The organism is Actinomadura spongiicola (assembly GCF_003432485.1).
Classification (GTDB): Bacteria; Actinomycetota; Actinomycetes; order Streptosporangiales; family Streptosporangiaceae; genus Spirillospora; species Spirillospora spongiicola.
Genome location: NZ_QVNQ01000001.1, coordinates 348,445 through 370,572 on the forward strand (window position 1 = coordinate 348,445; position 22,128 = coordinate 370,572).

25 protein-coding genes are annotated in these 22,128 nt (G+C 69.6%); 13 read left to right on the forward strand and 12 right to left on the reverse strand.

What is annotated here, in order from left to right:
- The gene (locus D0T12_RS01665; RefSeq protein WP_117397443.1) at positions 1 to 372 is read left to right on the forward strand and encodes a tetratricopeptide repeat protein; all 372 of its coding nucleotides are present in this window, start codon (positions 1 to 3) and stop codon (positions 370 to 372) included.
- Here the strand turns inward: D0T12_RS01665 and D0T12_RS01670 are convergent.
- Together D0T12_RS01670 and D0T12_RS01675 are read right to left on the reverse strand one after the other, a co-directional pair.
- On the reverse strand, positions 344 to 2,320 hold the full coding sequence (locus D0T12_RS01670; protein ID WP_117397444.1) for a CHAT domain-containing protein: 1,977 nt from the start codon (positions 2,318 to 2,320) through the stop codon (positions 344 to 346). The two genes, D0T12_RS01665 and D0T12_RS01670, sit on opposite strands and share 29 nt — an antisense overlap.
- Positions 2,317 to 2,748, reverse strand: a complete 432-nt coding sequence (locus tag D0T12_RS01675; RefSeq protein WP_147339336.1) for a hypothetical protein — start codon at positions 2,746 to 2,748, stop codon at positions 2,317 to 2,319. The genes D0T12_RS01670 and D0T12_RS01675 overlap by 4 nt, the downstream gene beginning before the upstream one ends.
- 204 nt (positions 2,749 to 2,952) lie before the next feature.
- Here D0T12_RS01675 and D0T12_RS35195 point away from each other — a divergent pair, with 204 nt between their 5' ends.
- Positions 2,953 to 3,108, forward strand: a complete 156-nt coding sequence (locus D0T12_RS35195; protein WP_158581366.1) for a hypothetical protein — start codon at positions 2,953 to 2,955, stop codon at positions 3,106 to 3,108.
- 366 nt (positions 3,109 to 3,474) lie between these two features.
- A complete protein-coding gene (locus D0T12_RS01685) occupies positions 3,475 to 3,834 on the forward strand; it encodes a hypothetical protein (RefSeq protein ID WP_233525796.1) in 360 nt (119 codons plus the stop codon).
- A 573-nt stretch (positions 3,835 to 4,407) separates the two neighbouring features.
- Here D0T12_RS01685 and D0T12_RS01695 read toward each other — a convergent pair.
- The 6 genes from D0T12_RS01695 to D0T12_RS01715 form a co-directional block, all read right to left on the reverse strand.
- Positions 4,408 to 4,593, reverse strand: a complete 186-nt coding sequence (locus D0T12_RS01695) for a hypothetical protein (protein WP_117397448.1) — start codon at positions 4,591 to 4,593, stop codon at positions 4,408 to 4,410.
- Between the two features lie 22 nt (positions 4,594 to 4,615).
- Positions 4,616 to 6,349, reverse strand: coding sequence for a thiol reductant ABC exporter subunit CydC (cydC, locus tag D0T12_RS35745; protein WP_199487232.1), 1,734 nt, complete (start codon positions 6,347 to 6,349; stop codon positions 4,616 to 4,618).
- Complete coding sequence (cydD, locus tag D0T12_RS35750) at positions 6,346 to 7,974, reverse strand: thiol reductant ABC exporter subunit CydD (protein WP_199487233.1); 1,629 nt, start codon at positions 7,972 to 7,974, stop codon at positions 6,346 to 6,348. Before cydD ends, cydC begins: the two co-directional genes overlap by 4 nt.
- Positions 7,971 to 8,987 carry a cytochrome d ubiquinol oxidase subunit II gene (gene cydB, locus D0T12_RS01705; RefSeq protein ID WP_117397449.1) on the reverse strand — a complete coding sequence of 339 codons (1,017 nt, stop codon included), beginning with the start codon at positions 8,985 to 8,987 and terminating at the stop codon, positions 7,971 to 7,973. Before cydB ends, cydD begins: the two co-directional genes overlap by 4 nt.
- A gap of 14 nt (positions 8,988 to 9,001) precedes the next feature.
- Positions 9,002 to 10,420 (reverse strand): cytochrome ubiquinol oxidase subunit I, encoded by a 1,419-nt coding sequence (locus D0T12_RS01710; RefSeq protein ID WP_117397450.1) that lies wholly within the window; start codon positions 10,418 to 10,420, stop codon positions 9,002 to 9,004.
- A gap of 159 nt (positions 10,421 to 10,579) precedes the next feature.
- A complete protein-coding gene (locus D0T12_RS01715; RefSeq protein WP_117397451.1) occupies positions 10,580 to 11,443 on the reverse strand; it encodes a S1 family peptidase in 864 nt (287 codons plus the stop codon).
- Positions 11,444 to 11,783: 340 nt separating this feature from the next.
- Between D0T12_RS01715 and D0T12_RS01720 the strand changes: the two genes are divergently transcribed.
- Positions 11,784 to 12,068, forward strand: a complete 285-nt coding sequence (locus D0T12_RS01720; RefSeq protein ID WP_117397452.1) for a hypothetical protein — start codon at positions 11,784 to 11,786, stop codon at positions 12,066 to 12,068.
- A gap of 17 nt (positions 12,069 to 12,085) precedes the next feature.
- A complete protein-coding gene (locus D0T12_RS01725; RefSeq protein WP_117397453.1) occupies positions 12,086 to 12,487 on the forward strand; it encodes a protein phosphatase in 402 nt (133 codons plus the stop codon).
- A gap of 6 nt (positions 12,488 to 12,493) precedes the next feature.
- On the opposite strand, the gene D0T12_RS01730 is transcribed toward D0T12_RS01725, so the two are convergent.
- A complete protein-coding gene (locus tag D0T12_RS01730) occupies positions 12,494 to 13,486 on the reverse strand; it encodes a helix-turn-helix domain-containing protein (protein ID WP_117397454.1) in 993 nt (330 codons plus the stop codon).
- Positions 13,487 to 13,585: 99 nt separating this feature from the next.
- On the opposite strand from D0T12_RS01730, the gene D0T12_RS01735 reads away from it, so the two are divergent.
- Together D0T12_RS01735 and D0T12_RS01740 are read left to right on the forward strand one after the other, a co-directional pair.
- Complete coding sequence (locus tag D0T12_RS01735) at positions 13,586 to 14,035, forward strand: rhodanese-like domain-containing protein (protein ID WP_199487234.1); 450 nt, start codon at positions 13,586 to 13,588, stop codon at positions 14,033 to 14,035.
- A gap of 177 nt (positions 14,036 to 14,212) precedes the next feature.
- The gene (locus D0T12_RS01740) at positions 14,213 to 15,712 is read left to right on the forward strand and encodes a DEAD/DEAH box helicase (RefSeq protein WP_233525797.1); all 1,500 of its coding nucleotides are present in this window, start codon (positions 14,213 to 14,215) and stop codon (positions 15,710 to 15,712) included.
- 387 nt (positions 15,713 to 16,099) lie between these two features.
- Here D0T12_RS01740 and D0T12_RS01745 read toward each other — a convergent pair whose 3' ends face one another.
- Together D0T12_RS01745 and D0T12_RS01750 are read right to left on the reverse strand one after the other, a co-directional pair.
- Complete coding sequence (locus D0T12_RS01745; protein WP_117397456.1) at positions 16,100 to 16,891, reverse strand: acyltransferase; 792 nt, start codon at positions 16,889 to 16,891, stop codon at positions 16,100 to 16,102.
- A 97-nt stretch (positions 16,892 to 16,988) separates the two neighbouring features.
- Complete coding sequence (locus tag D0T12_RS01750; protein WP_117397457.1) at positions 16,989 to 17,462, reverse strand: hypothetical protein; 474 nt, start codon at positions 17,460 to 17,462, stop codon at positions 16,989 to 16,991.
- Positions 17,463 to 17,623: 161 nt separating this feature from the next.
- Between D0T12_RS01750 and D0T12_RS01755 the strand changes: the two genes are divergently transcribed.
- On the forward strand, positions 17,624 to 18,148 hold the full coding sequence (locus D0T12_RS01755; protein ID WP_117397458.1) for a peptidylprolyl isomerase: 525 nt from the start codon (positions 17,624 to 17,626) through the stop codon (positions 18,146 to 18,148).
- Between the two features lie 40 nt (positions 18,149 to 18,188).
- Positions 18,189 to 19,085 carry a rhomboid family intramembrane serine protease gene (locus tag D0T12_RS01760; protein WP_117397459.1) on the forward strand — a complete coding sequence of 299 codons (897 nt, stop codon included), beginning with the start codon at positions 18,189 to 18,191 and terminating at the stop codon, positions 19,083 to 19,085.
- A gap of 99 nt (positions 19,086 to 19,184) precedes the next feature.
- On the opposite strand, the gene D0T12_RS01765 is transcribed toward D0T12_RS01760, so the two are convergent.
- Positions 19,185 to 19,442: a cell division protein CrgA gene (locus tag D0T12_RS01765; protein WP_117397460.1), complete on the reverse strand. Its 258-nt coding sequence runs from the start codon at positions 19,440 to 19,442 to the stop codon at positions 19,185 to 19,187.
- Between the two features lie 81 nt (positions 19,443 to 19,523).
- Here D0T12_RS01765 and D0T12_RS01770 point away from each other — a divergent pair, with 81 nt between their 5' ends.
- The 4 genes from D0T12_RS01770 to D0T12_RS01785 are packed head-to-tail and all read left to right on the forward strand — an operon-like array spanning position 19,524 to position 21,679.
- The gene (locus D0T12_RS01770) at positions 19,524 to 20,255 is read left to right on the forward strand and encodes a DUF881 domain-containing protein (RefSeq protein ID WP_117397461.1); all 732 of its coding nucleotides are present in this window, start codon (positions 19,524 to 19,526) and stop codon (positions 20,253 to 20,255) included.
- A 15-nt stretch (positions 20,256 to 20,270) separates the two neighbouring features.
- The gene (locus tag D0T12_RS01775; RefSeq protein ID WP_147339337.1) at positions 20,271 to 20,891 is read left to right on the forward strand and encodes a class E sortase; all 621 of its coding nucleotides are present in this window, start codon (positions 20,271 to 20,273) and stop codon (positions 20,889 to 20,891) included.
- Positions 20,892 to 20,900: 9 nt separating this feature from the next.
- Positions 20,901 to 21,089, forward strand: a complete 189-nt coding sequence (locus D0T12_RS01780; RefSeq protein WP_117397462.1) for a hypothetical protein — start codon at positions 20,901 to 20,903, stop codon at positions 21,087 to 21,089.
- Positions 21,086 to 21,679, forward strand: a complete 594-nt coding sequence (locus tag D0T12_RS01785; protein WP_117397463.1) for an anthranilate synthase component II — start codon at positions 21,086 to 21,088, stop codon at positions 21,677 to 21,679. Before D0T12_RS01780 ends, D0T12_RS01785 begins: the two co-directional genes overlap by 4 nt.
- Positions 21,680 to 22,128: the final 449 nt, after the last annotated feature.

The window sequence follows — 22,128 nt, forward strand, 5'->3', positions numbered from 1 at the left end:
ATGAGCGGTCCCGTGATCCCGTGCCCGATGGCCCGGTGCCGCGCCGACAACCCGTTCGACGCCGACGAGTGCGAGCGGTGCGGCACACCGGTGCGCGGCCACGCCCGGCTGACGGCGTACACCGCGTACCTGTTCAACCGCGGGTTGGCGGCGGCGCGTGCGGGCCGGTTGACGGTGGCGCGCGACCACTTCGCGGCGGTGGTGCACTGGTGTCCGACCGACACTGAGGCGCGCAACGCCCTCGCGTTGGCCGGGTACCGTCTCGGCGACGTCACGGAGGCGCGCCGACACTGGGAACTGGTGTGCGAGCGACGCCCGGACGATCCCCTCGCCCGCCGCGGCCTCAGCCTGGTGGTGGAAGGCTCTTCCTGACCGCTTCCGGGTCGACGCCGAGGGACTTCAGCAGCCCCCCGGCGGTCGACCCGGGCTTGAGGAGGGTCCGCAGGACGGCCGCCTCGCCGAGCGGCCGGTCCGGCTCGGCGGCGTGGGCGGCTTCGAGCGCGGCGAGCGTCCGCCTGGAGAAGGCGGCACCGCCCGGGTCCTCTTCGCCGAACAGCAGGCGCAGCGCCCGCCGCCCCCGCTCGCCCTGCGCCGTCAACGCCTCGCGAAGCACGGAACTTCCCGACAGGCCGAAGCCGAGCAGCAAAGCGTAGGTGCCGATGACCTCGCCGCGCGGCACGGACAACGCCAGGGCGGTCCGTACGGCGTGTGCGACGGCGGGGTCGAGCTGCTCCGGCTGGATCCGGCCGCGACCGGTGAGCGGCGTGCCGACCGTCGGGGTGGGCCCGGATTCACCGCCCATCGCTCCGACCGACAGCAACTGTTCGACAGTCACCCCGCACGACTCGACCTCGCGGGAGGACGTGCCCGCGCCCGACTCCAGGAACGCGACCGTGAGGTCGTGGACGGACACCCGCGTGCGACCCACCGCGGAGGCCAACTCGTCCGCCCGGATGATCACATGGGTGACGGTGTCGGACGGTACCGTGCCGCCGCCCTCGTCGGGTTCCTGCGAGACCTCCGGTTCCTCCCGTGGGTCCACCACCCCGACGGACGTCAGCCGCTCGGTGACCTGCGTGAGCCGGTCGGCGCCGATCGACGCCGTGATCCGCGGACGCAGTTCGGCGCTGCCGATCAGACCGAGCAGCAGATGCACGGACGTGAGCAGGCGCTGCCCCTTCGCGGCGTCGAAGGCGCGGCTCAGCACGTCCTGCGCCCCGTCCTCGAAGTCGAGCTTCTCGTCCTGCCGCCCGCCCTGCTGATCGCTCCCGCCGCCACCGGTGATCCGCACGGTCGGGTCGCCGTACAGCATGAAGGACGCCCAGGTGAGGTCATCGTCGTCGGCCGACAGCGCCAGCCGCGCCGCCCGCACGGCCGCCCCGGTGGTCATGTCGGTCAGCAGCCGGTAGAACTCCTCGGCGAAGCGCCGCGCCTTCTCCTCGGGGACCTCCGTCCTCGTGCCGACGACGGCCTGGGCTCCCATGACCATGAACGAGACGCAGATGTTCTCCACACGTCCGGCCGACTTGCACCCGTTGATGAACACCACGGGAGGCACCTCCGACGGGAGGGCCCGCTCGTCCAGCAACATCCGGTCATGCAGCACCAGCCCGGTGGTCCCCGCACCGGACGCGGTCGCGACGTGCCCGCAGTAGTGGAACAGGTCGTAGCGCCGCTCCGACAGCTCCATGACCACGTCGGCGAGATTTGCCTGGTCACGCAGGAGCACCGTGCACTCGGTCCCCTTCGCCCGCATCCACTCGGCGACGTTCTCCGCCTCCCGGGCGGCGTCGGGGAGGTCACCCAGGGGATCGCCGACGATGAGAGCCCGGTTGATGCCGCGAATCCTGCGTCCGTGCACCACCCGCCGCTGCACGACCGAGCGCCGCCCGATCTCACGGTTGAGCCCCAGAAACTCGTCCTCGAAGAAGAGCAGCTCCCAGGGAACGACCATCTCATCGGTGCGGACCAGCAGCGGCCCGGACGACTCCCGCAGCCGCGTGACCAGGTCGGGCACATTTCCGTACCGCAACGGGAACAGCGCCTCGCAGAGGGCGTGGCCCACCCTGCTCAGGTCCACCACGCGCGACTGGCCGGACGTGGTCGGTTTCGCGCGCAGCACCTTGTTCATCTTGGTGCAGAGCATCCGGACCAGCGACTGGTGGACGTCCACGGAGTACTCCTGCTCCAGCGGACCTATCGCGGAGCCCTCGGCGGACCGTAACTGGTAGAGGTACTGCGCGGTGCCGTCACCCTTGTCCCTGGCACGCACGTCCAGGGTCGTCAGCGAGTCGGAATCCGGCGCCTCGAAGGTCGTCATGGCCGCTCCGTCCAGGACACCCGCCCGCCGTGCCTGCGCACGAACAACTCCACCAGCGCCCGCTCGTGTTCGAGCAGCGGATTGGTGATCTCGATGACGTCCCCGTCGATCTCCAAGCGGATCGAGGTGACCTGCCTTTCCTCGTCATCGTCCGTCCCGGCGTTGCGCCGGTATCCCAGCCAGGAGCCCAGCACGTCGATCGCCTGCATCAGATCACCCGCGAAGCTCACCGCGAGCCCGGCGATCTCGACGAGCTCGGCGGGCCGCTCGGCCTCCCCGGGCCGCCCCCGCGACGGCGTGTGCCGGACACGGACGGGCTCGACCGCCTCGGCCCCCGACTTCAACAGATGACTACGCAAATCGCTCGCGACGCGCACATCGGCGCCCGCGGGCAGCGTGACGTCGAACCTCACAACGGCATGGCTCATGAACTCGGCTCCGGACGGGTGAGACGCTCCCTCAACTCTCCCACCGCACCACCCCACCAAGTAGGCCTTTCTCCACTCCCAGCCACCAAAGGCCAACGAACAAACCCGGCCGCCTGAGCAGGCCACCAACCGCTTCACCGCCGCACAGAAACGCGCCTTGCCACCCCACGGCCCCCGGTGGCCTGGCCCACCACCCGGGCGTCGATGACCTCACCACGATCGCCGAGCGTCCACGCCACTTGGGTGTTCATGACGTGGAGGCACGACCACCACGCCAAGTGCATGGACGCCCTCGAAGCGCTGAAGGGTCTGCGGTTGTCCGCAACCGCCGGGGACCCCGCCGAGCCTCCGCGCGCCTAACGGACCTGGCACGATGTGGCCACCAGGAGTTACCAGCGCCAACCACCGGACCGTCACTGTACGTCGTAGCGTTGTCACAGAATCGCTATAACCCGAGGCCACTCGGGTACGTACACTCAAAGGCGACAGGCAGTTGGCCAACTGGAAGAAGCACGCTAAGAAAGAAGGCGAGGACGCGCTGCAGCAGATCTCGGCCATGGGCTGGCGGGTTGAAGATCCACCCACGTACTACACCGTCAAGTGCCCGTGCGGCGTGCATCAGCGTCAGATCCACCTCAGCCCGTCGAACCCGAACTACTTCAGGCAAGCCGTGAGGTGGTGCAGGAGCGTATGCCCGCCAGGAGAACCCGAGGGGAAGGAGGGGCCGTGAGTCAGACGGAGGCGTCTCAGCTCGGTATTGAGTTTCCGCTACTCCTGGCGCCGGGAGCCAGCCGTGAGGACGTGCACGCCCACGGTGAGCGGGTGATGCAGGAGCTTCTCCACCTTGAGGGCTGCAGCGGCGACTTCACCGACTCGGCGGTCAGCACCAACGCCGAAGCGAACACCATCAGGATCGAGCTGTTGATCCTCGACACCGCAGACCCCAGGGCTGCCTTGACACGTGCTCTGGACATCATTCGCACGGCAGCACACGCTGCTGGTGGGGCCACACCGAACTGGCCCACCGTGAGCGACCTGCCGGTACAGGTCCAGTTCGAAAAGGCCCGGAAGTTCGTGCCCGCCTGACCTGCCCCCGACGTAGTGGCCCGGCGGTCGGAAGGCCGAAGGCGTGTAAGTATTTGGGCGGGGACGTGTAGGGCAGCGGTCATCACGACCAGCGCGTCGATGGCGTCTGGACGCTTCTTGGCCGGTAGGTCGGCCTTGGCGAGCATCGATCCGGCCCGTTTGCAGACGTCCAGGGTGGCGGTCTTCGCGCACGCCACGCATCCTGAGGTCGAGATTGCTCCGCGGATCGGTGTGCTGCCGCGTGTCTGGGGGACCGTGCAGTCTTTCAGGTAGCCGCTGAAGGTGTAAATGCTCTTCGGGTCAGGGCGCCAGGCCTGTGCCAGGACGGGGCCTATGACGATGGGCCGGTGTGGTGCGGCGCGCAGGCCATGGTGCAGTGTCAGGGCTCGTAGGTCGCGTGCCAGCATCGCCAGGAGCATGCCGGTGTCGTAGACGACCGTTCGGGTGGTCACGCGACGTCGGTTTGGTCTGTGCCGAGGGCCGAGGAGATTATTCTGCGGACCATTGCCTGATCTTCGGCGCTCAGGTCTTCGAGCGTCGGCTGCGGGGGCGGCTGGAGTGTCGCGCCCTCGTTCAGTGCTTCGGTGTTGTCGGCGTCCAGGGGGCGAAGACGGCCTCGGCCGCGGCGTCCGCCGCCATCTGGGCCACGGCCGCGGCGACCATGTAACCGGAGATGTCGAGGCCCGTGGCGTCCGCGTGCTCCTTGATCGCCGTGTGTACCTGCGGGTCCATCGAGATGCTGAACCGCTTGTTGGTCATACGGCCCGCGTAACACTCCGTGTTACGCGGACTGGATGAGTGTGGGTTCGGGGGGTTGTTCGTGGTGCCAGAGGGTGCGGTAGAGGCCGGGGCGGGAGAGTAGGTCGGTGTGGGTTCCGCGGTCGATGACCTGGCCTTCGTCTAGGACGATAATTTCGTCGACGGCGTCCAGGCCGGTCAGGCGGTGGGTGACGAGGAGGGTCGTGCGGCCTTCGGTGGCGGTGAGGAGGTCGGCGGTGAGGGCGTCGGCGGTCGCGACGTCGAGGTGTTCGGCGGGCTCGTCCAGGAGGAGGATCGGGAAGTCGGCGAGGAGGGCGCGGGCCAGGGCGATGCGCTGGCGCTGACCGCCGGAGACTTGCGCGCCGTGCTCGCCGACGTGGGTGTCGAGTCCCTGGGGGAGGGTGTCGATCCAGTCGAGGAGGCGGGCGCGGTTCAAGGCGTCGCGGATCTCTTCGTCGGTGGCGGTGGGGCGGGCGAGGCGGATGTTGGCGCCGATCGTCGAGTCGAACAGGTGGGCGTCCTGGGCGCAGAGGCCGATGACGCGGCGGACGTCGTCGCCGGTGAGGTCGCGAATGTCTGTGTTGTTGAGGGTTGCCTGGCCGCTCGATGGTTCCAGGAAGCGGAGGAGGACGGCGGTGAGGGTCGTCTTGCCTGAGCCGCTTGGGCCGACGATCGCGCAGCGGCGGCCTGGGGTCAGGGTGAGGGATATGTCGTTGAGGGCCAGGGGCGCTGTGGGCGTCCATCTGGCTTGGAGGTTTGTGATTTCGAGGGTGTAGGGCGCTTCGGGGAGGGGAGTGGGGGTTTCCGGGTCGGGGACGGGTTCGGGGGCGTCCAGGACGGCGAAGACGCGGGTGCCGGAGCGGCGGACGCGTTCCCTGTACTGGGCGGCGAGTGGGAGGCCGTTGACGACCTCGAAGGCCGCCAGGGGCAGGAGGACGATGACCGCGAGGAGCACGCCGTCCAACGCGCCGGAGCGGACGGCCGGGACGCCGACCGCCAGGCTGCCCCAGACGGCCAGGCCACCGGCGAGGGCGGAGACGGCCGCACCGGCACCGGCGGTGGTCGCGGAACGGGCCGAGGCGCGGGTGAAGTCGCGGTCGAGCCGGGCCGCTTCGGCGAGTCGGGCGGGCGCGGCGCCGTAGGCGATGAGTTCGGGGGCGCCGTGGAGGGTGTCGACGACGTGGGACGTCAGGTCGGCGCGCAGGTCGGTGGTGCGATGTTCGGCGCGTCGGGCCGTTGTGGCGGTGAGCCAAGGCGCGACGACGCCCGCGAGTAGCAGGGCGCACAGGAGTACCGCTCCCGCCGAGGGGAGCAGTGCCCAGGCGAGGCCCACGGACAGGCCACCGACGACGGCGGCGACCGTGCAGGGCAGCAGGACGCGCAGGAAGAGGTCCTGGACGGCGTCGACGTCGGCGACGAGCCGGTTCAGCAGGTCGCCGCTGTGGAATCCGGGTCCGAGTCGTTCCAGCCGTTCGTAGACGCGGGCGCGGAGGTCGGCGAGGATCCGGAACGTCGCGTCGTGTCCGGTGAGGCGTTCGAGGTAGCGGAAGACGCCGCGTCCGAGGCCGAAGGCGCGGACGGCGACGATCGCGACCATGAGCATGAGGACCGGTGGGTGTTGCGCGGCCCGCGAGATCAGCCAGGCGGACGTGGCCATCAGCGCGACGCCGCTGCCGAGTGCCAGCACCCCGAACAGGACGGCGAGGGCGAGCCGTCCCCGGGCGGGACGCGCGAAGGAGAGGAGCCGGAGGATCATGCCGTCACCGCCGCGGGTTCGAGGGAGACGACGCGGTCGGCGAGGGCCGCCAGGGCGGGGCGGTGGGCGGCCAGGACGACGGTGCGGTTCGCGGCGAGCCTGCGGACGGCCTGGATGACGGCGGCCTCGCTCTCCGCGTCGAGGTTCGAGGTCGGTTCGTCCAGGAGCAGGAGCGGCGCGTCGCGGAGGAACGCGCGGGCCAGCGCGACCCGCTGCCGCTGCCCGGCGGACAGGCCGAGGCCGCGTTCACCGAGCGGGGTGTCGAGAAAGTCCAGCGCGTTGGCGGCTCGTGCGGCCTCCCGGACGTCCGCGTCGCTGGCGTCGGGGCGGCCCAGGCGGATGTTCGCCGCGACCGTCCCGGCGAACAGGTGGGGTCGTTGCGGGACCCAGGCGATCCGGGCGCGCCAGGCGTCGGGGTCGAGGTCGGCGAGGTCGTCCCAGTCGACGAGGACACGACCGGAGTCCGGCCGGACGAACCCCAGCAGCGCGGCGAGCACGGTCGACTTTCCCGCGCCGCTCGGGCCGGTGAGCGCGACCGTCTCGCCGGGGTGGACGGTGAGGGAGAACCCGTCGAGCGCGGGCGTGTCGCGGCCCTCGTAGGCGACGGTGACCGCGTCGAGGCGGAGGACGGGGTCGACCGGGAGGTCGGTGCGCGTTCCGGTGGACGGGGCGGGTGTCTCGATCACCTCGAAGATCCGTCCGGCGGCGGTGAGGCCCTGGACGCTGGCGTGGTACTGCGCGCCGACCTGCCGCAGCGGAAGGTACGCCTCCGGCGCCAGGATCAGGACGAGCAGCGCGGTCTCCAGCCCGAGCCCGCCCTCGACGAGACGCAGGCCGATGGACACGGCGACCAGCGCCACGGAGAGCGTCGACAGCAGTTCCAGGACGAGCGCCGACAGGAACGCGATGCGCAGGGTCGACATCGTCGCCCGGCGGTACCGGTCGGTGACCTCGCGGATCTTGTCCGCCTGGGCGCGGGCGCGGCCGAAGATCTTCAGCGTGGGGAGCCCGGCGACGACGTCCAGGAAGTGCGCGGACAGGACGGACAGCGTGCGCCACTGTCGGTCCATCTTCCGCTGGGTGGTGAGCCCGACGAGGATCGCGAAGACGGGGATGAGCGGCAGCGTCGTGGCGATGGTCACGGCGGACAGCCAGTCGCCGAGCAGGATCCGCGCCCCGACCGCCACCGGAACGATCACCGCGAGGACGAGTTGCGGCAGGTAACGGGAGAAGTAGTCGTCCAGCGCGTCGATCCCGCGCGTGGCGAGGGTGGCGAGTTCGCCGCTGCGCTCGCCGGACAGCCAGCGGGGGCCGAGCCGCAGCGCGTGCGCGAGCAGCCTGCCGCGCAGCTGGGACTTCACTGCGGCGGACGAGCGGTGCGCCGCGACCTCCTGGAGCCAGGCGACGAGCGTCCGGCCGAGGACGACGGCGAGCAGCAGGAGCAGCGGCGTGCGCAGGTCGCCGAGCGTGGCGCCGCCGAGGAACACCCGGGTGATCATGTCGGCGAGCAGGGTGGCCTGCGCGATGATCAGCCCGGCGGTGGCGGTGCCGAGCGCGACGGACGCGACCAGGAAGATCCGGGTCGTCCTGGCGTGCTTCAGCAGCCTGGGGTCGAGGGGCTTCATCGCACCGGCTCGTTCTTCGGCCGGGGAATCTGGTCGGTGCCGATCCGCTTCCGGAACACCCAGTACGTCCAGCCCTGGTAGACCAGCACGATTGGGGTGAACACCGCGGCCGTCCACGTCATGATCTTGAGCGTGTAGGGGGACGAGGACGCGTTGTCGGTGGTCAGGCTGTGCGCCTCGACGAGGGTGGACGGCAGGACGTCCGGGAACAGCGCGACGAAAAGGGTCGCGACGGCGAGGACGATCGCGGCGCCCGTCCCGATGAACGCCCATCCCTCACGCCCGCGCCGGATCGCCACGGCGGCGAGGACCAGCCCGGCGGCGGCCCCCGCGGCCGTCAGCCAGGTCACGGGCTCACCGTGCTCCACCTGGGTGATCAGCAGGAAGCTCCCACCGGCGGCGACGGCCCCGATCGCGGCGATACCCGCGACGAGCCGGGCCCGCTCCCGGATGTCCCCGGACGTCTTGAGCGCGAGGAACACCGCCCCGTGCAGCACGAACAGGATCATCGTGGTGAGCCCGCCGAGCAGCGCGTACGGGCTGAACAGGTCGCCGAGCGTCCCGGCGAACTCGTGGTCGGCGTCCAGCGGCACGCCCCGCACGATGTTCGCGAACACGACGCCCCACAGGAACGCGGGCACGAGGCTGCCCCAGAAGATCGCCTTGTCCCAGCGGGACCGCCACCGCGCGTCGTCCCGCTTGCCCCGGTACTCGAACGCGACACCACGGACGATCAACGCGAGCAGGATCGCGAGCAGCGGCAGGTAGAAGCCGCTGAACAGGGTGGCGTACCACTCGGGGAACGCCGCGAAGATCGCGGCCCCGGCGACGATGAACCACACCTCGTTGGCGTCCCAGACGGGCCCGATCGTATTGATGACGACGCGGCGTTCGACGTTGCCGCGACCGAGGACGGGCAGCAGCATCCCGACGCCGAAGTCGAATCCCTCCAGGAAGAAGTAGCTCGTCCACAGGAACGCGATGGCGATGAACCAGACGGTGGTGAGTTCCATGACCGGGCGCCCTCTCAGTAGGCGAACGCGAGCGAGCGCTCGGAGTCGCGGTCGGGATCGTCGTCGTCGGGCGGGGGCGGCAGCACCTCGTCCTCCGACGGCGGTCCGGCCTTGGCGTACTTGAGCATCAGGCCCGCCTCGATGACGGCGAGGACGGCGTACAGCGCGGTCAGCGAGATGACGGAGATGAGCATCGACGTGGCCGTCACGCTGGGCGACACGCTCGCCGACGTCTTCATCACGCCGTACACCGACCAGGGCTGGCGTCCCATCTCGGTGAAGATCCAACCGGCGGAGTTGCCGATGAACGGCAGCGTCAGCGACGCCATCCCGATCCGGTACACCCAGGGATTGGACGGCAGGCGCCCGCGCCGCAGCAGCCACAGCCCGGCGAGCGAGACGAACGCGGTGATCATCCCGACACCGACCATGAGCCGGAAGTTCCAGTAGATGGCGGGGACGAACGGCCGGTAGTCCCCCGGCCCGTACCGGGCCTCCTCGGCGGCCTGGACGTCGTTGATGCCCTCGACCTCCCCGTCGAGGCTGCCGGTGGAGAGGAACGACAGGACGCGCGGCAGCTTGATCCCGAACAGTTCCTCGTCGCCGTCGAGCGTGCCGATCGTGAGGAGCGAGAGCCCGGCGGGCCGCTCGGTCTCGTAGATCGCCTCGGCGGCGGCCATCTTCATCGGCTGCTGCTCCGCCATGACCTTGCCCTGGAGGTCGCCGGTGACGGCGACGCCGATGGACGCGACGGCCGTGACGGCGAGGGCCAGCCGCAGCGACGGCCGGAACACCTCGACGTTCTTGCGGCGGGCGAGATGCCAGGCGCTGACGCCCGCCATGAACATGCCGCCGGTGACGAACGCCGCCGTGATCGTGTGCGGGAACGCGACGAGATGGGTGGAGTTGGTCAGGACGGCCCAGAAGTCGGTGAGGACGGCTCGTCCGGTCTCCTCGTCGACGCGGTAGCCGACGGGGTGCTGCATCCACGAGTTCGCGGAGAGGATGAAGAACGCCGACAGTTGCGTGCCGATGGCGACGAGCCAGATGCAGGCCAGGTGGATCTTCTTCGGCAGCCTGTCCCAACCGAAGATCCACAGCCCGAGGAACGTCGACTCGACGAAGAACGCGAGCAGGCCCTCGATGGCCAGCGGCGCACCGAACACGTCGCCGACGAACCGGGAGTAGTCACTCCAGTTCATGCCGAACTGGAACTCCTGCACGATGCCGGTGACGATCCCCATCGCGAAGTTGATCAGGAAGAGCTTGCCCCAGAACTTGGTGGCGCGCAGGTAGGCCGTCCTGCCCGTCCGCAGCCAGGCCGTCTCCAGCCCCGCGACCAGCGCGGACAGCCCGATCGTCAGCGGGACGAACAGGAAGTGGTACACGGTGGTGATCCCGAACTGCCACCGTGCGATGTCGACCGTGTCCATGGCGCGGGCCTCTCCGGCTATCTACTACAAGCTGTAGTACTACGACCTGTGGAACATACTACGAGCTGTAGTACTACCTCGCGTCGTTATATCGATCACAGCAGAGCCCGCGGCCGGTGCGGGCCGCGGGCTCTGGTCCTCGAAGACGTTCGCGAAGGGTTACCGGGGGGCGGTGCAGCCCGGGCGGTTCATGTCGAGACGGGTGCCGGGCGCGATGCAGTTGGCCAGCGTGTAGGTCTGCTGGGCGTACCCGATCTGGCGACGCACCGTGACCTGACCCTGCTCGTCCACCTCACAGGGGTTGTTCATGGTGCAGCGACCGCCGCTCTCGTTGATGGTGTTGTTGACACCGATGACCTTCCCGGACGCGTCGTCGATGGCCGGGGAACCGGACGTCCCGCCGATGACGTTGCACTCGCGCGTGTAACGCAGGGAGTCCTTCCACGTCCAGTTGGCCTCACGAATGCGGTAGGCGAAGCCGTCGAGCCTGCACGTGTAGATGCGCTTCCAGTAACCGGAGACCACGTGCAGGGTGCCACCGGACGACGGACGCGAGAGCACCATCTCCAGCGCGGGGGTGCTGTACTGCCGCTGGATGTCGGCGTAGGTGCTGCTGAGCTTGTACAGGGCCGCGTCCGTGTCGGTCATCGTCGCGTACAGCAGCGACGTCGCGCGCAGGGTGCCGAGGGTCCCCCCGCTGGAGTTCAGCAGTGTGAACGACCGGCTGGACGACTGGTTCTTGATGACCTGACCGGCGGAGGGCATTCCGCCGTCGATGCAGTGCCCGTTGGTGAGCACGAGCGCGGGATCGGTGTCGGCCGCACCGGGAACGCGCACCAGCGAGCCGGAGCAGTTGCTGAGCGCGATGATCGAGGTGAAGTTGGGAGCCTTGACGGGCCGGGGTGCGGTCACGGACGCGGGTGCGGGCGCCGGGGCGGCGAGCGCGGCGGACGACGTACCGGCGGTCAGGGTCGCGGCACCGAGGAACGCTGCGGCGAGTGCGCCGATAATGCGTCGTTGCATGGCGGGGGGTCCTCTCAGTGAACTCGGGTGGCGGGTGGGAGCGAAGCGGATCGGCAATGGCGGTGTTTCGGGCCCCCCGGGTACCGACATCGCTCGTACCGGCGTCGAGCGTGCTGGCAGCGCGATGGTAGCCGGGCTTTCGGCACGCAGGAAGAATCAGATTCGGCCGACCTGGACAGACCCGACAAAATGGGCAGAAATTGCAAAGTCGACGCGCCGCCGAATCTGCCTGTCACCCAGTGCATGGCACAGAGTGTAACTGTTCGTAAGCTCTACGTGTTGTCATGACACCGTGCCACATCCGCCCGCCCGATCGAACCTGTTGATCTACACTCCCGGAATGGACCTCGGGGACGCGACGCGCATGATCCTCACCGAGTCCGCGGCGCACCCGGAACTGCTCCGGGTGACCCGGCAGACCCATGACCGGCTGGCTCAGGGACGACGCGTCCCGCATCAGGACCTGAGCTGGATGCTCAAGGAAGCCGCGCGTAAGAACGTCTTCCCCGCCCTCCGCTCCCGCTACGGCGCCGCGTCCTTCGACGCGATGGTCACCGCCCTCTGCCGCGAGATCGACCGGCAGGCCACGGCCTCCGCGTCCGCCGCCGGCCGGGTCGCCATCTAGGGCGGCTGACCCGGCCGATGCGGACCAAGGGCAGAGGGGCGCCGGACGCGGAACATCCGTGGAACGAGATCGTCCCGAACCTGTGGATGGGCGGGCACCACCACACCGCCGCGTCCGGGGAACGCGTCCCCGCGATCGTGCGGGACGAGTTCGACACCGTCATCAGCCTGTACCAGCGGGACGGGCACGGCCCGCCATTACACGTCGACCACCACTACGAAGGAATGCCCGACGGCCCACTGACCGCCGCTCAACTGGAGGCGGTGTGTCGCCTGGCGGACATCGCCGGGGACGACGCGGTGTTCCTCATCCGGTATCGACGGTCGAAATGGGCCCTGAACAACCATCTGTTCGTCGACTACCTGACCTCCGGCCTGGACGTCGCACGCCTTCTGACCGGCCTCGAAAGCCTCCCGTAACCGGGGTCAGCTCGGAGTCGTCGCGTGGAAGGCGCGCCGGTAGGCGGACGGTGAGATCTTCATCGCCCGGACGAAATGGTGCCGGAACGTCACCGGACTCTCGAAGCCGACCGCCGCGCCGACCCGCTCGATCGGCATGCCGCCCTCCTCCAGCAACGGCAACGCCGCCATGATCCGCTGTGCGATGACCCAGCGGAGCGGGCTCGTCCCCGTCTGCCGGTGGAAGTGCCGGATGTAGGTGCGCGGCGCGAGGCACGCCTCCCGTGCCAGCCGCGCGACCGTGATCGGCTCGGTGAGATGCGCGAGCGCCCACGCCATGCTGCGCGCGACCGCGTCGCCGTCGCCGTCGCCGTCCGGACGGTTCACGGCGGCCTCCACGAACTGCGCCTGCCCGCCCTCCCGGTGCGGCGGGACGACCAGCCGCCGCGCCACCGCGTTCGCGACCCGGGCGCCGTGGTCCTTGCGGACCAGGTGCAGGCACAGGTCGAGCCCCGCGGCGCTCCCGGCCCCGGTGAGCACGTCGTCGCCGTCCACGTAGAGGACGTCCGGGTTGACTCGCACCTTCGGGAACCGGCGCCGCAGCAGGTCGGCGTACCGCCAGTGGGTGGTGGCCTCGCGCCCGTCCAGCAGACCCGCCGCCGCGAGCGCGAACGCGCCCGAGCAGATCGACACGACGCGGGCGCCGCGTGCGCGGGCCCGCCGAAGCGCGGCGACGACCTCGGGCGCGGGATCGTCCCGGACGTCGGGCACGGCGACGACCATGACCGTGTCCGCGGACGCGAACGCCTCCAACCCATGCTCAGCGGTCATCGTCAGGCCGCCGACCGTGCGCATCGGGCCGCGCTCCAGCGAGCAGATCCGGAGGTCGTACCAGGGGACGTCCAGTTCAGGCCGCGGCAGCCCGAAGATCTCCACGACCACGCCGAGCTCGAACGGCGTCATGCCGTCGAAGGCCAGCACCGACACCGTGTGCCGCCGCCCCGGCGAAGCGACCCGCATGGCGAGATCTTATCGACACCAGGCGATCGCGCCACTGTCGAGCCGGACCGACCACCCCCCAGCATGAAGGCGTACAGACCCCCGACTCTCGGAGCCGTCATGAACGCCTTCCCGCCCGCCGCCTCCACCGAGGAGGCCATCCGACACTTCGCGGCACGCCTGTCCTTCGAGACGGACGTGTCTGACGTGGCCGCCCAAATGACTAGCCACGACATCGTGGTCATCGACACACGCAACACCCAAAGCTGGGACCAAGGACACATCCCCGGCGCCCTCCACCTTCCGACCGCCGAGATCGCGGAACGCGCCGCGTCCCTCGTCCCCACCGGCGCGACCGTGGTCGTCTACTGCTGGGGACCCGGCTGCAACGGCGCCACTAAGGCCGCGCTGGAGTTCGCGAAGCTCGGCCATCCGGTCAAGGAGATGATCGGCGGATTCGAGTACTGGGCCCGCGAAGGGCTCCCCGTGGAGACCGCTCCGGGGACCGTCACGCGCCGCTCTCCCGACCCGCTGACCGTGCCTGTCGACGCCGGTTCCTGTGCCTGTTGAGGCCCGATGGGGTGAACGAGCCGGAATGTTCCCTTAGGGACGGGGCATAACGGGGTACCCCACCGCCGTTAGACTTGAGGAATCATTCTTCGACGCCTCCAGGGCGTCCGGCTCGTCCTTGCAGCCCACACACTCCGTGGTGCCTCCCGAGACGTGCCCCCTCTCGGAAGGTAATGCGTGACCACAGCTGCCCCTGCACCGAACCCGACCCTGCCCGCCGACACGGGCGACGAGCGGGTTCCCACGTTCGCCGACCTCGGTATACCGCCGGCGCTGGTGAACACCCTCAGCCGTCAGGGCATCGACAATCCGTTCCCCATCCAGGCCGCCGCGATCCCCGACATCATGGCGGGACGTGACGTCCTCGGCCGCGGCAAGACCGGCTCCGGCAAGACCCTCGCTTTCGGGCTGCCGCTGCTCGTCCGTCTCTCCGGCCGCAAGGCCGCCCCCAAGCGCCCGCTGGCGCTGATCCTCGTCCCCACCCGCGAGCTGGCCCAGCAGGTCCAGAAGAACCTGGAGCCGCTCGGCCGCGGCCTCGGACTGCACTTCAAGACCGTCATCGGCCAGACCTCCATGTTCAAGCAGATCGACGCGCTGCGCCGCGGCGTCGAGGTCCTGGTCGCCACGCCCGGACGGCTCAAGGACCTGATGCGGCAGGGCGCCTGCGACCTGTCCGACATCGAGATCGCGGTGCTGGACGAGGCCGACCACATGGCCGACATGGGCTTCCTGCCCGACGTCACCGACATCCTCGACGCCGCCAAGCCCGGTGGGCAGCGACTCCTGTTCTCCGCGACCCTCGACAAGGACGTGGACGTCCTCGTCCGGCGGTACCTCCACGACCCGGTCACGCACGCGATCGGCCCGGTGGACGAGTCCGTCGACACGATGGAGCACCACCTCCTCCTCGTCGCGCCGAAGGAGAAGGCCGCCATCACCGCCGAGATCGCCAACCGTGAGGGCCGGACGATCCTGTTCGCCCGCACCAAGCACGGCGTCGACCGGCTCGCGAAGCAGCTCGTCCAGGCCGGTGTCCGCGCGGCGGGCCTGCACGGCGGCAAGAGCCAGGGGCTGCGCACCCGCACCCTCGCCGAGTTCCGCGAGGGCTCCATCAGCGTGCTCGTCGCCACCGACGTCGCGGCCCGCGGCATCCACGTCGACGACGTGTCGCTCGTCATGCACGTCGACCCGCCCGCCGACCACAAGGACTACATGCACCGCGCGGGCCGCACCGCGCGGGCCGGCGAGCACGGCACCGTCGTCACGCTCGTCCTGCCGCACCAGGTGCGCTCCACGTCCGCGATGACGCGCCGCGCCGGGATCGAAGCGCCCCGCGTCCGGGTCACCACCGGGGACGAGGAACTGGTCAGGCTGACCGGTGCCAGGCCGCCGTCCGGCATCCCGATCGAGGGCCCGATCATCCCGGAACGTCCGCGCCGCGAGGGCGGACGAGGCCGCCCGGGTGGACGTCGCGGCGGCCGCGGCCCCCGCTCGTTCGACCGCAAGGACGGCCGTCGCGGCTCCCACGAGCGCCGCGAGGGCGACCACCGAGGCTCTTACTCCGGCAACGGCGAACGCCGCGGCGGCCCCCGCACCACCAGCGGCTCCCACGGCAACCGCCGAGGCAACGGCCCCTACAACTCCGACCGCCGCGACAAAACCGCCCGCCACAACTGACCCACGACGCCCTGCCCGCCCACCATCCCGGGCAGGGCGCCGGGGCTCTACTCCGACGCCGACGAGCGGCGCGGTGGAGGCGCCTCGGCTCGGGCGGCGGTTCTCGCGGCGACCGCCGAGGCAACGGCCCCTTACAACTCTGACCGCCGCGGCCAAACGGCCCACCACAACGGACCCATCGGCCCTCTGCCCGACCGCTTCTGGGCATGGCGCTGGGGCTCTACTCCGGCCGTGGTGAGCGGAGTGCTGGCGACCCGGCACGGGCGGCAGTTCTCACGACATTCGGCGGGCGGAGGCCCGTGTAACTCTGCCCGCCGCGGCCTAACGGCCCGCCACAACGGACCCATCGGCGCTCTGCCCGACCATCTCTCGGGCAGGGCGTTGGGCCTATCCGGCCTCTTCGCTGAGTACGCCGCCGTCACGGGAATCGGCAGGGCCTTCCCCGTCCCGGACGATTTGAAGACCGTCGACGCCGGGCATCGGTAGCGACGTGAGGTCGTCCAGGGATGCCATCGGGGCGCCTCGCAACGGTGGCTGCCAGCTCTCTCCGTCATGTCTGCGCAGGATCTTGGCGGGCACGCCGCCGATGACCGCGTGGTCGGGGAACTCGCCGCGGACGACGGCGCCGCCCGCGACCGCGACGTTCCGGCCGAGGCGGGTGCCCGGCAGGATGATCGCGGCGGTGCCGATCCAGCAGCCGTCGCCGATCACGACCGGGTTGTTCTCCGGCCACTGCCGTCCGATGGGCGTGTCCAGATCGCCGTACGTATGGTTCTGATCAGTGATGTACACGTTCGGGCCGGTGAACACGTCATCGCCGATCTCGATCGACTGGTGGCCGACGATGTGCGTCCCGCGTCCGATCGAGCAGCTCCGGCCGATGCGGACGATGACGTCCGGGCCGAGGTCGAGGCCCGGCACGAATCCCGCCGAGATCGTCACATGCGTTCCGACGAGCGTGTGGTCGCCGATCGAGATCCACGGCTCGCCGTAGATGGCGCCGACGGGAAACCCGATGCACGCGCCCTCCCCCAGGTACGCGAACTTCCGGCCACCGGGTGTCTGCGGGGTGATCTCACCGTGCCGTCGGACCCACTCCCAGACATGATGCACGGCCCGGTGGACACCCTGGCGTGCCTGCGCCGCCACCTCACGCCGGAACGAGTGTCTCCGCGACATGGCGTTCACCGTACCGGTAGGTAGTTACCGGAGGCGGCGCGGCGGAGGGCCCGGCCTTCCGTGGCCGGGCCCTCCGCCGAAACCTACTCAGGACGGCTCAGTGCGGCGACTGAACCTGACCGTCGACGTCGGAACCGCTGACGGTCATGGAGTCGGCCGAGGTGGCGTCCGCCGCGTGCTCATCGGAACCCTTGGTCAGGTCGCGGAGGGCACCGCGCCGGGTCGCCACCGCACCGGCCACGCCGACGGCCGCGACCACCCCCATCATCGTCATGAGGCCGCCACGCCCGGGCTTCGCCGGTTTCGGCGGCTCCACCCGATGGGCGACATCGCTCAGGAACGAGCTCACCCGCGGAGCCAGCCCGGTCTCCACATACCGGGCGGCGCGCTGGAGCCTCGGTGCGCTCCAACCACGGACGATCATGACCCGCTCACCCGCGACGGGCATGATCCGCTCCGCCGCCGAAGACGCCCCCTGTCGGCACAGTTCGGCGCCTTGCCGGGCCGCGTCCTGGGCGCGCCCGATCGGCGACCGCACGTCCTCCGGCGGCTTCCGACGGATATTGATCATTAGGGACACGCTAACCTCCCTGTTTGCGAGGTCCTGTCATGCAGCCTTCCCAGAGACCGGGGGGTAAACCCTGAACACGCGACCGTTCGATTACTCTGCGTGACATATTCGGGCATGACGGAGCCCGCCGCATCACCATCACCGAAATACGAGGAGAGAGCGTGGCCAACGAGATCTTCGCGAGGCTGAACACGTCCCTGGGCGCGATCGTCGTCCAGCTGTACCCGGAGCAGGCGCCGGAGACGGTGGCGAACTTCGTCGAGCTGGCCGAGGGCACCAGGACCTGGCATGATCCACGGACCGGCCAGAAGTCGAACGCGCCGCTCTACAACGGCACGATCTTCCACCGCGTCATCAGCCAGTTCATGATCCAGGGCGGTGACCCGCTGGGCACCGGCACCGGCGGCCCCGGCTACGAGTTCAAGGACGAGTTCCACCCCGACCTGACGTTCAACAGGCCGTACCTGCTGGCGATGGCCAACGCCGGGCCCGGAACCAACGGCTCCCAGTTCTTCATCACGCTCAGTGTCGGCCACACCCAGCACCTGACCGGGCGGCACACCATCTTCGGCAAGGTCATCGAAGGCACCGACGTCGTCGACCGGATCGGGAAGGTCGAGACCGGCCGCCAGGACCGTCCGAAGACGGACGTCGTTCTGGAGTCGGTGACGATCGAACGGCGTTAGTCGTTCACAGGGTGAGAACCCGCGACGGCCGGAGTCCCAGATGAGCACAGAACAGAGTCATCCGTCCGAAACCTCGGTGCCGACCTGTTACCGGCATCCGGGGCGGGAGACGTACGTGCGCTGTACCCGGTGCGACCGCTACATCTGCCCGGAGTGCATGCGGGACGCGGCCGTCGGGCACCAGTGCGTCGAGTGCGTCCGCGAGGGCAACCGTGGCGTCCGCACGGCCGTTCCGCGGACTCCGGTCGGGGCGCGGGCCGCCGCGTCGACCACGCCGGTCGTCACGTACACGCTCATCGGCGCCTGCGTGGCCGCCTACCTCGCCGAGCTGGCGTCGTGGAACGTCGTGTGGGAGTTCATGATGCTCGGCCGCGCCATCATGCCCGACGGGGAGGTCGGCGGCGTCGCCGAGGGCGAGTGGTACCGGCTGTTCACCGCGATGTTCCTGCACCAGCGCGGTGGGACGTTCGGCGTCACGCACATCCTGTTCAACATGTGGTTGCTCTGGGCGGTCGGCCCGGCGTTGGAACAGGTGCTCGGACGGTGGCGTTTCCTCGCCCTCTACGTGCTGTCGGGCCTGGGCGGCTCGGTGCTGCTGTACATGGTCGGCGCCCCGCAGTCCTCGGCCGTCGGAGCGTCCGGTGCCATCTTCGGCCTCCTCGGCGCGTACTTCGTCCTCGGCCGCGCGCTGGGCCGCCCGGTCGGGTCCATCGTGTTCCTGCTGGTGATCAACCTGGTGATCACGTTCTCGGTGCCGAACATCTCCTGGGAGGGACACGTCGGCGGGCTCGTCGTCGGCGCGGCCCTGGCCGCCGCGTACGGCTACGCGCCGTCCGCCCGGCGGAACCTGTTCCACATCGGGGCGCCCGTCCTCGTCTTCGTGTTGCTGACGGCCCTCGTCCTGCTCAGAACGGCGGAACTGAACCCGACGCTCTAGCCACGGACGCCGCTGCCCGCATTACACGGCAGCGGCGTTCCTGTGGAAAACCTGGGGAAAGCCGGGGTGGGAGGTCCCCAGCCTGTGGATAACTGGCGGTCAGCGCCAACGGGTCGACAGGATCACGCCGAAAATGATCGCCGTGAAACCGATGCCGAGGTTCCAGTTGTGCAGGTCGGTCATGTACGGCACGTCGGTGCCGGTGCTGGCGGTAACGTAGAAGACTGCGATCCAGATCAGGCCGATGAGCCACAGCGCGACCATCGTGGGCACCAGCCAGCGCGGGCTGACCTCGGGAGCCTTGGACTTCTGCGGTGGCGTGTAAACGGCCTTCTTGCGCACTTTCGACTTGGCCACGGTGGATTCGATCTCCTCGGGCGTCCGGCGGCCGGAGCGCCGGACCGCGCATGGGTGTTTTGTCGGTTAGCGTAGTCGCTGGTGTGCAGAGTACGGCTTCCAGCGTGGGGAAGCATCATCCCAGTTCTCACGCTCCTTGCGGGGACCCTGTTCGCGGCGAGCGCGAGCACGGCCCGCGGTACGAGCCTGCGCGAGCAGGGCCGCACCCGGATCACCGAGCTCATCGCCGCGGAACAACGTGCCATCCGCCAGGAGCGCGCCGAGTACCGGCGGCTCCGCCACGAAGTCGACGGTATCTCTCGCGAGGCCGGACGTCACGATGCCCGGGTGAAACAAGCCCAGTCCGAGGCGGACCGGTTGGCGACCAACGCCGGATTCACCCCACTCTCCGGCCGGGCGGTGCAGGTCTCCCTCGACGACGCACCAGCACGTGGTGATCTTCCTAGCGGGGTCCGCCCCGACGACCTCGTCGTCCACCAGGCGGACGTCCAGGCCGTCGTCAACGCGCTGTGGGCGGGCGGCGCCACCGGGATGCAGATCATGGACCAGCGCGTGATCTCGACGAGCGCCGTCCGTTGCGTGGGCAATACCCTGATCCTCCAGGGCGTCGTGTACTCGCCGCCGTTCCGGATCACCGCCGTCGGCGACCCGGCCCGGCTCCACGCGGCGCTCGGCGCGTCCCGCGAGATCGCGATCTACCGCAGGTACGTCCGCGCCCACGGGCTCGGCTACACGGTACGGACCGTGGAGCGCGCCACATTGCCCCCCTACACCGGCAACGTGACGATGAAGTACGCGACGCCGACCGGCTGACCGAGAGGACACGAGTTGCGGACGATCATCCGTGGCCTGGGCGAACTGTGCATCACCGCCGGACTGATCGTCATGCTCTTCGTCACCTACGAACTGTGGGGCACCGGCCGCTACACCCAGGCCCAACAAACCCGCCTGGGCGACGAACTCCAGAAGGACTGGCGCAAGGTCACCACGGAACGGGTGAAGCTCGGCAAGGGCCTCGCGACGATCCGCATTCCCCGCTTCGGCAAGGACTACAACTACGTGATCATCGAAGGCGTCGACCGCGAGGACCTGCGCAAGGGCCCCGGCCACTACCCCGGCACCGCCCTGCCCGGCCAGGTCGGCAACTTCGTGGTCTCCGGCCACCGCACGACCTACTCCGCCCCGTTCAACCGCCTGGGCGAACTCGACCGCGGCGACAAAATCCTCATCGACACCCGCGACACGCAGTACGTCTACCAGGTGACCGACCGCGCTATCGTGAAACCGTCGGCGACCGAGGTGACCGCACCCGTCCCGCGCCATCCGAAGCGGAAGCCCACCAAGCGGATGATCACACTCACCACCTGCCACCCCAAGTACTCCGCCGCCAAACGAATGATCATCTTTGGCGAGCTGGCCTCGACCCTGCCCCGCGTGGCCAAGACCTAGGAGGCCCTCGTGTACGCCTGGATCTGGCGCCGCCTACCGGGCGAGTGGCCGACCAAGACCGCCACCGCCCTGGGCCTCGTCATCGCCGTCGCGGCCGTCTTCTGGTACATGATCTTCCCCTGGCTGGAGCCCAAACTCCAGTTCGACCACGGCGTCGTCGACCGCCCAACGCCCACCAGCTCCACAATCCCCGGATGACGCCCATGCGCATCCTGATCGTCGACAACCACGACAGCTTCGTCTACAACATCGTCCAGTACCTGCTCGAACTGGGCGCCGACTGCCAGGTGAAGGACCGCTCGGACGTCACCGTCCAGGACGCCGCGTCCGTAGACGGCGTCCTCCTCAGCCCCGGCCCCGGCCACCCCGCCGACGCCGGAGTCTGCCTGGACCTCGTCCACGAAGCCGACCGCCGCAGAACCCCTCTCCTGGGCGTCTGCCTAGGCCACCAGGTAATCGCCCACGCCTACGGCGCCACGGTCTCCCGCGCCCCCGAACTCCTCCACGGCTACACCAGCGACATAATCCACAACAACCAGGGCGTCTTCCACAACCTCCCCTCCCCCTTCCCCGCCACCCGCTACCACTCCCTGACCGTCGACCCAAAGACCATCCCCGCCACCCTGCACACAACGGCCCAAACCCCCGAGGGCGTAATCATGGGCCTCCGCCACCGCACCCGCCCAATCGAAGGCGTCCAGTTCCACCCAGAATCCATCCTCTCCACAGGCGGCCACCACCTCCTGCACAACTGGCTAACCACCTGCACCCCAACCCCCACCCCCTAACCCAAGGCGGACCCACCCCCACCAGGAGCACCACACCCCACCTTCACCGCCCCAACAACCCCCACAACGCAAAACGAAGAAGGCTCACCCCCAGCCGTCACGCGCATGCCGCACCGCCCGGACACGCCACGCCGCTGAGACGCCACTACCTCAGAGCGCCACGGCAACCACGCGACAACCCCACTGCCGTAGACACAGCACTGGGACGTGGTCAGCCTTCGAGACGCAACTGCCTCAGCCCGCTACAGCAACCACGCGACGACCCCGGCCGTTGCGATCGCGTCCGAAGGCAGGTGCGAGCGAAGCGAGAACCTGATCGCGCAGCGAGCCGCAAGGCGAGCCGGAGCGATGCAGCGATCGCACGCAGTGCACGACGATGGAGGGCGCCCAGCGCCCGAAGGAGGAGTGCACTGCAATAAGCACGAGGGCTTCCGCCACTCGGGGGCAAT

Bases quoted from the DNA above. Each gene is read 5' to 3' on its own strand.
- D0T12_RS01665 (WP_117397443.1), top strand. From the start codon at position 1: ATGAGCGGTCCCGTGATCCCGTGCCCGATGGCCCGGTGCCGCGCCGAC.
- D0T12_RS01670 (WP_117397444.1), bottom strand. From the start codon at position 2,320: ATGACGACCTTCGAGGCGCCGGATTCCGACTCGCTGACGACCCTGGAC.
- D0T12_RS01675 (WP_147339336.1), bottom strand. From the start codon at position 2,748: ATGAGCCATGCCGTTGTGAGGTTCGACGTCACGCTGCCCGCGGGCGCC.
- D0T12_RS35195 (WP_158581366.1), top strand. From the start codon at position 2,953: ATGACCTCACCACGATCGCCGAGCGTCCACGCCACTTGGGTGTTCATG.
- D0T12_RS01695 (WP_117397448.1), bottom strand. From the start codon at position 4,593: ATGACCAACAAGCGGTTCAGCATCTCGATGGACCCGCAGGTACACACG.
- cydC (WP_199487232.1), bottom strand. From the start codon at position 6,349: ATGATCCTCCGGCTCCTCTCCTTCGCGCGTCCCGCCCGGGGACGGCTC.
- cydD (WP_199487233.1), bottom strand. From the start codon at position 7,974: ATGAAGCCCCTCGACCCCAGGCTGCTGAAGCACGCCAGGACGACCCGG.
- cydB (WP_117397449.1), bottom strand. From the start codon at position 8,987: ATGGAACTCACCACCGTCTGGTTCATCGCCATCGCGTTCCTGTGGACG.
- D0T12_RS01710 (WP_117397450.1), bottom strand. From the start codon at position 10,420: ATGGACACGGTCGACATCGCACGGTGGCAGTTCGGGATCACCACCGTG.
- D0T12_RS01715 (WP_117397451.1), bottom strand. From the start codon at position 11,443: ATGCAACGACGCATTATCGGCGCACTCGCCGCAGCGTTCCTCGGTGCC.
- D0T12_RS01720 (WP_117397452.1), top strand. From the start codon at position 11,784: ATGGACCTCGGGGACGCGACGCGCATGATCCTCACCGAGTCCGCGGCG.
- D0T12_RS01725 (WP_117397453.1), top strand. From the start codon at position 12,086: ATGCGGACCAAGGGCAGAGGGGCGCCGGACGCGGAACATCCGTGGAAC.
- D0T12_RS01730 (WP_117397454.1), bottom strand. From the start codon at position 13,486: ATGCGGGTCGCTTCGCCGGGGCGGCGGCACACGGTGTCGGTGCTGGCC.
- D0T12_RS01735 (WP_199487234.1), top strand. From the start codon at position 13,586: ATGAACGCCTTCCCGCCCGCCGCCTCCACCGAGGAGGCCATCCGACAC.
- D0T12_RS01745 (WP_117397456.1), bottom strand. From the start codon at position 16,891: ATGTCGCGGAGACACTCGTTCCGGCGTGAGGTGGCGGCGCAGGCACGC.
- D0T12_RS01750 (WP_117397457.1), bottom strand. From the start codon at position 17,462: ATGATCAATATCCGTCGGAAGCCGCCGGAGGACGTGCGGTCGCCGATC.
- D0T12_RS01760 (WP_117397459.1), top strand. From the start codon at position 18,189: ATGAGCACAGAACAGAGTCATCCGTCCGAAACCTCGGTGCCGACCTGT.
- D0T12_RS01785 (WP_117397463.1), top strand. From the start codon at position 21,086: ATGACGCCCATGCGCATCCTGATCGTCGACAACCACGACAGCTTCGTC.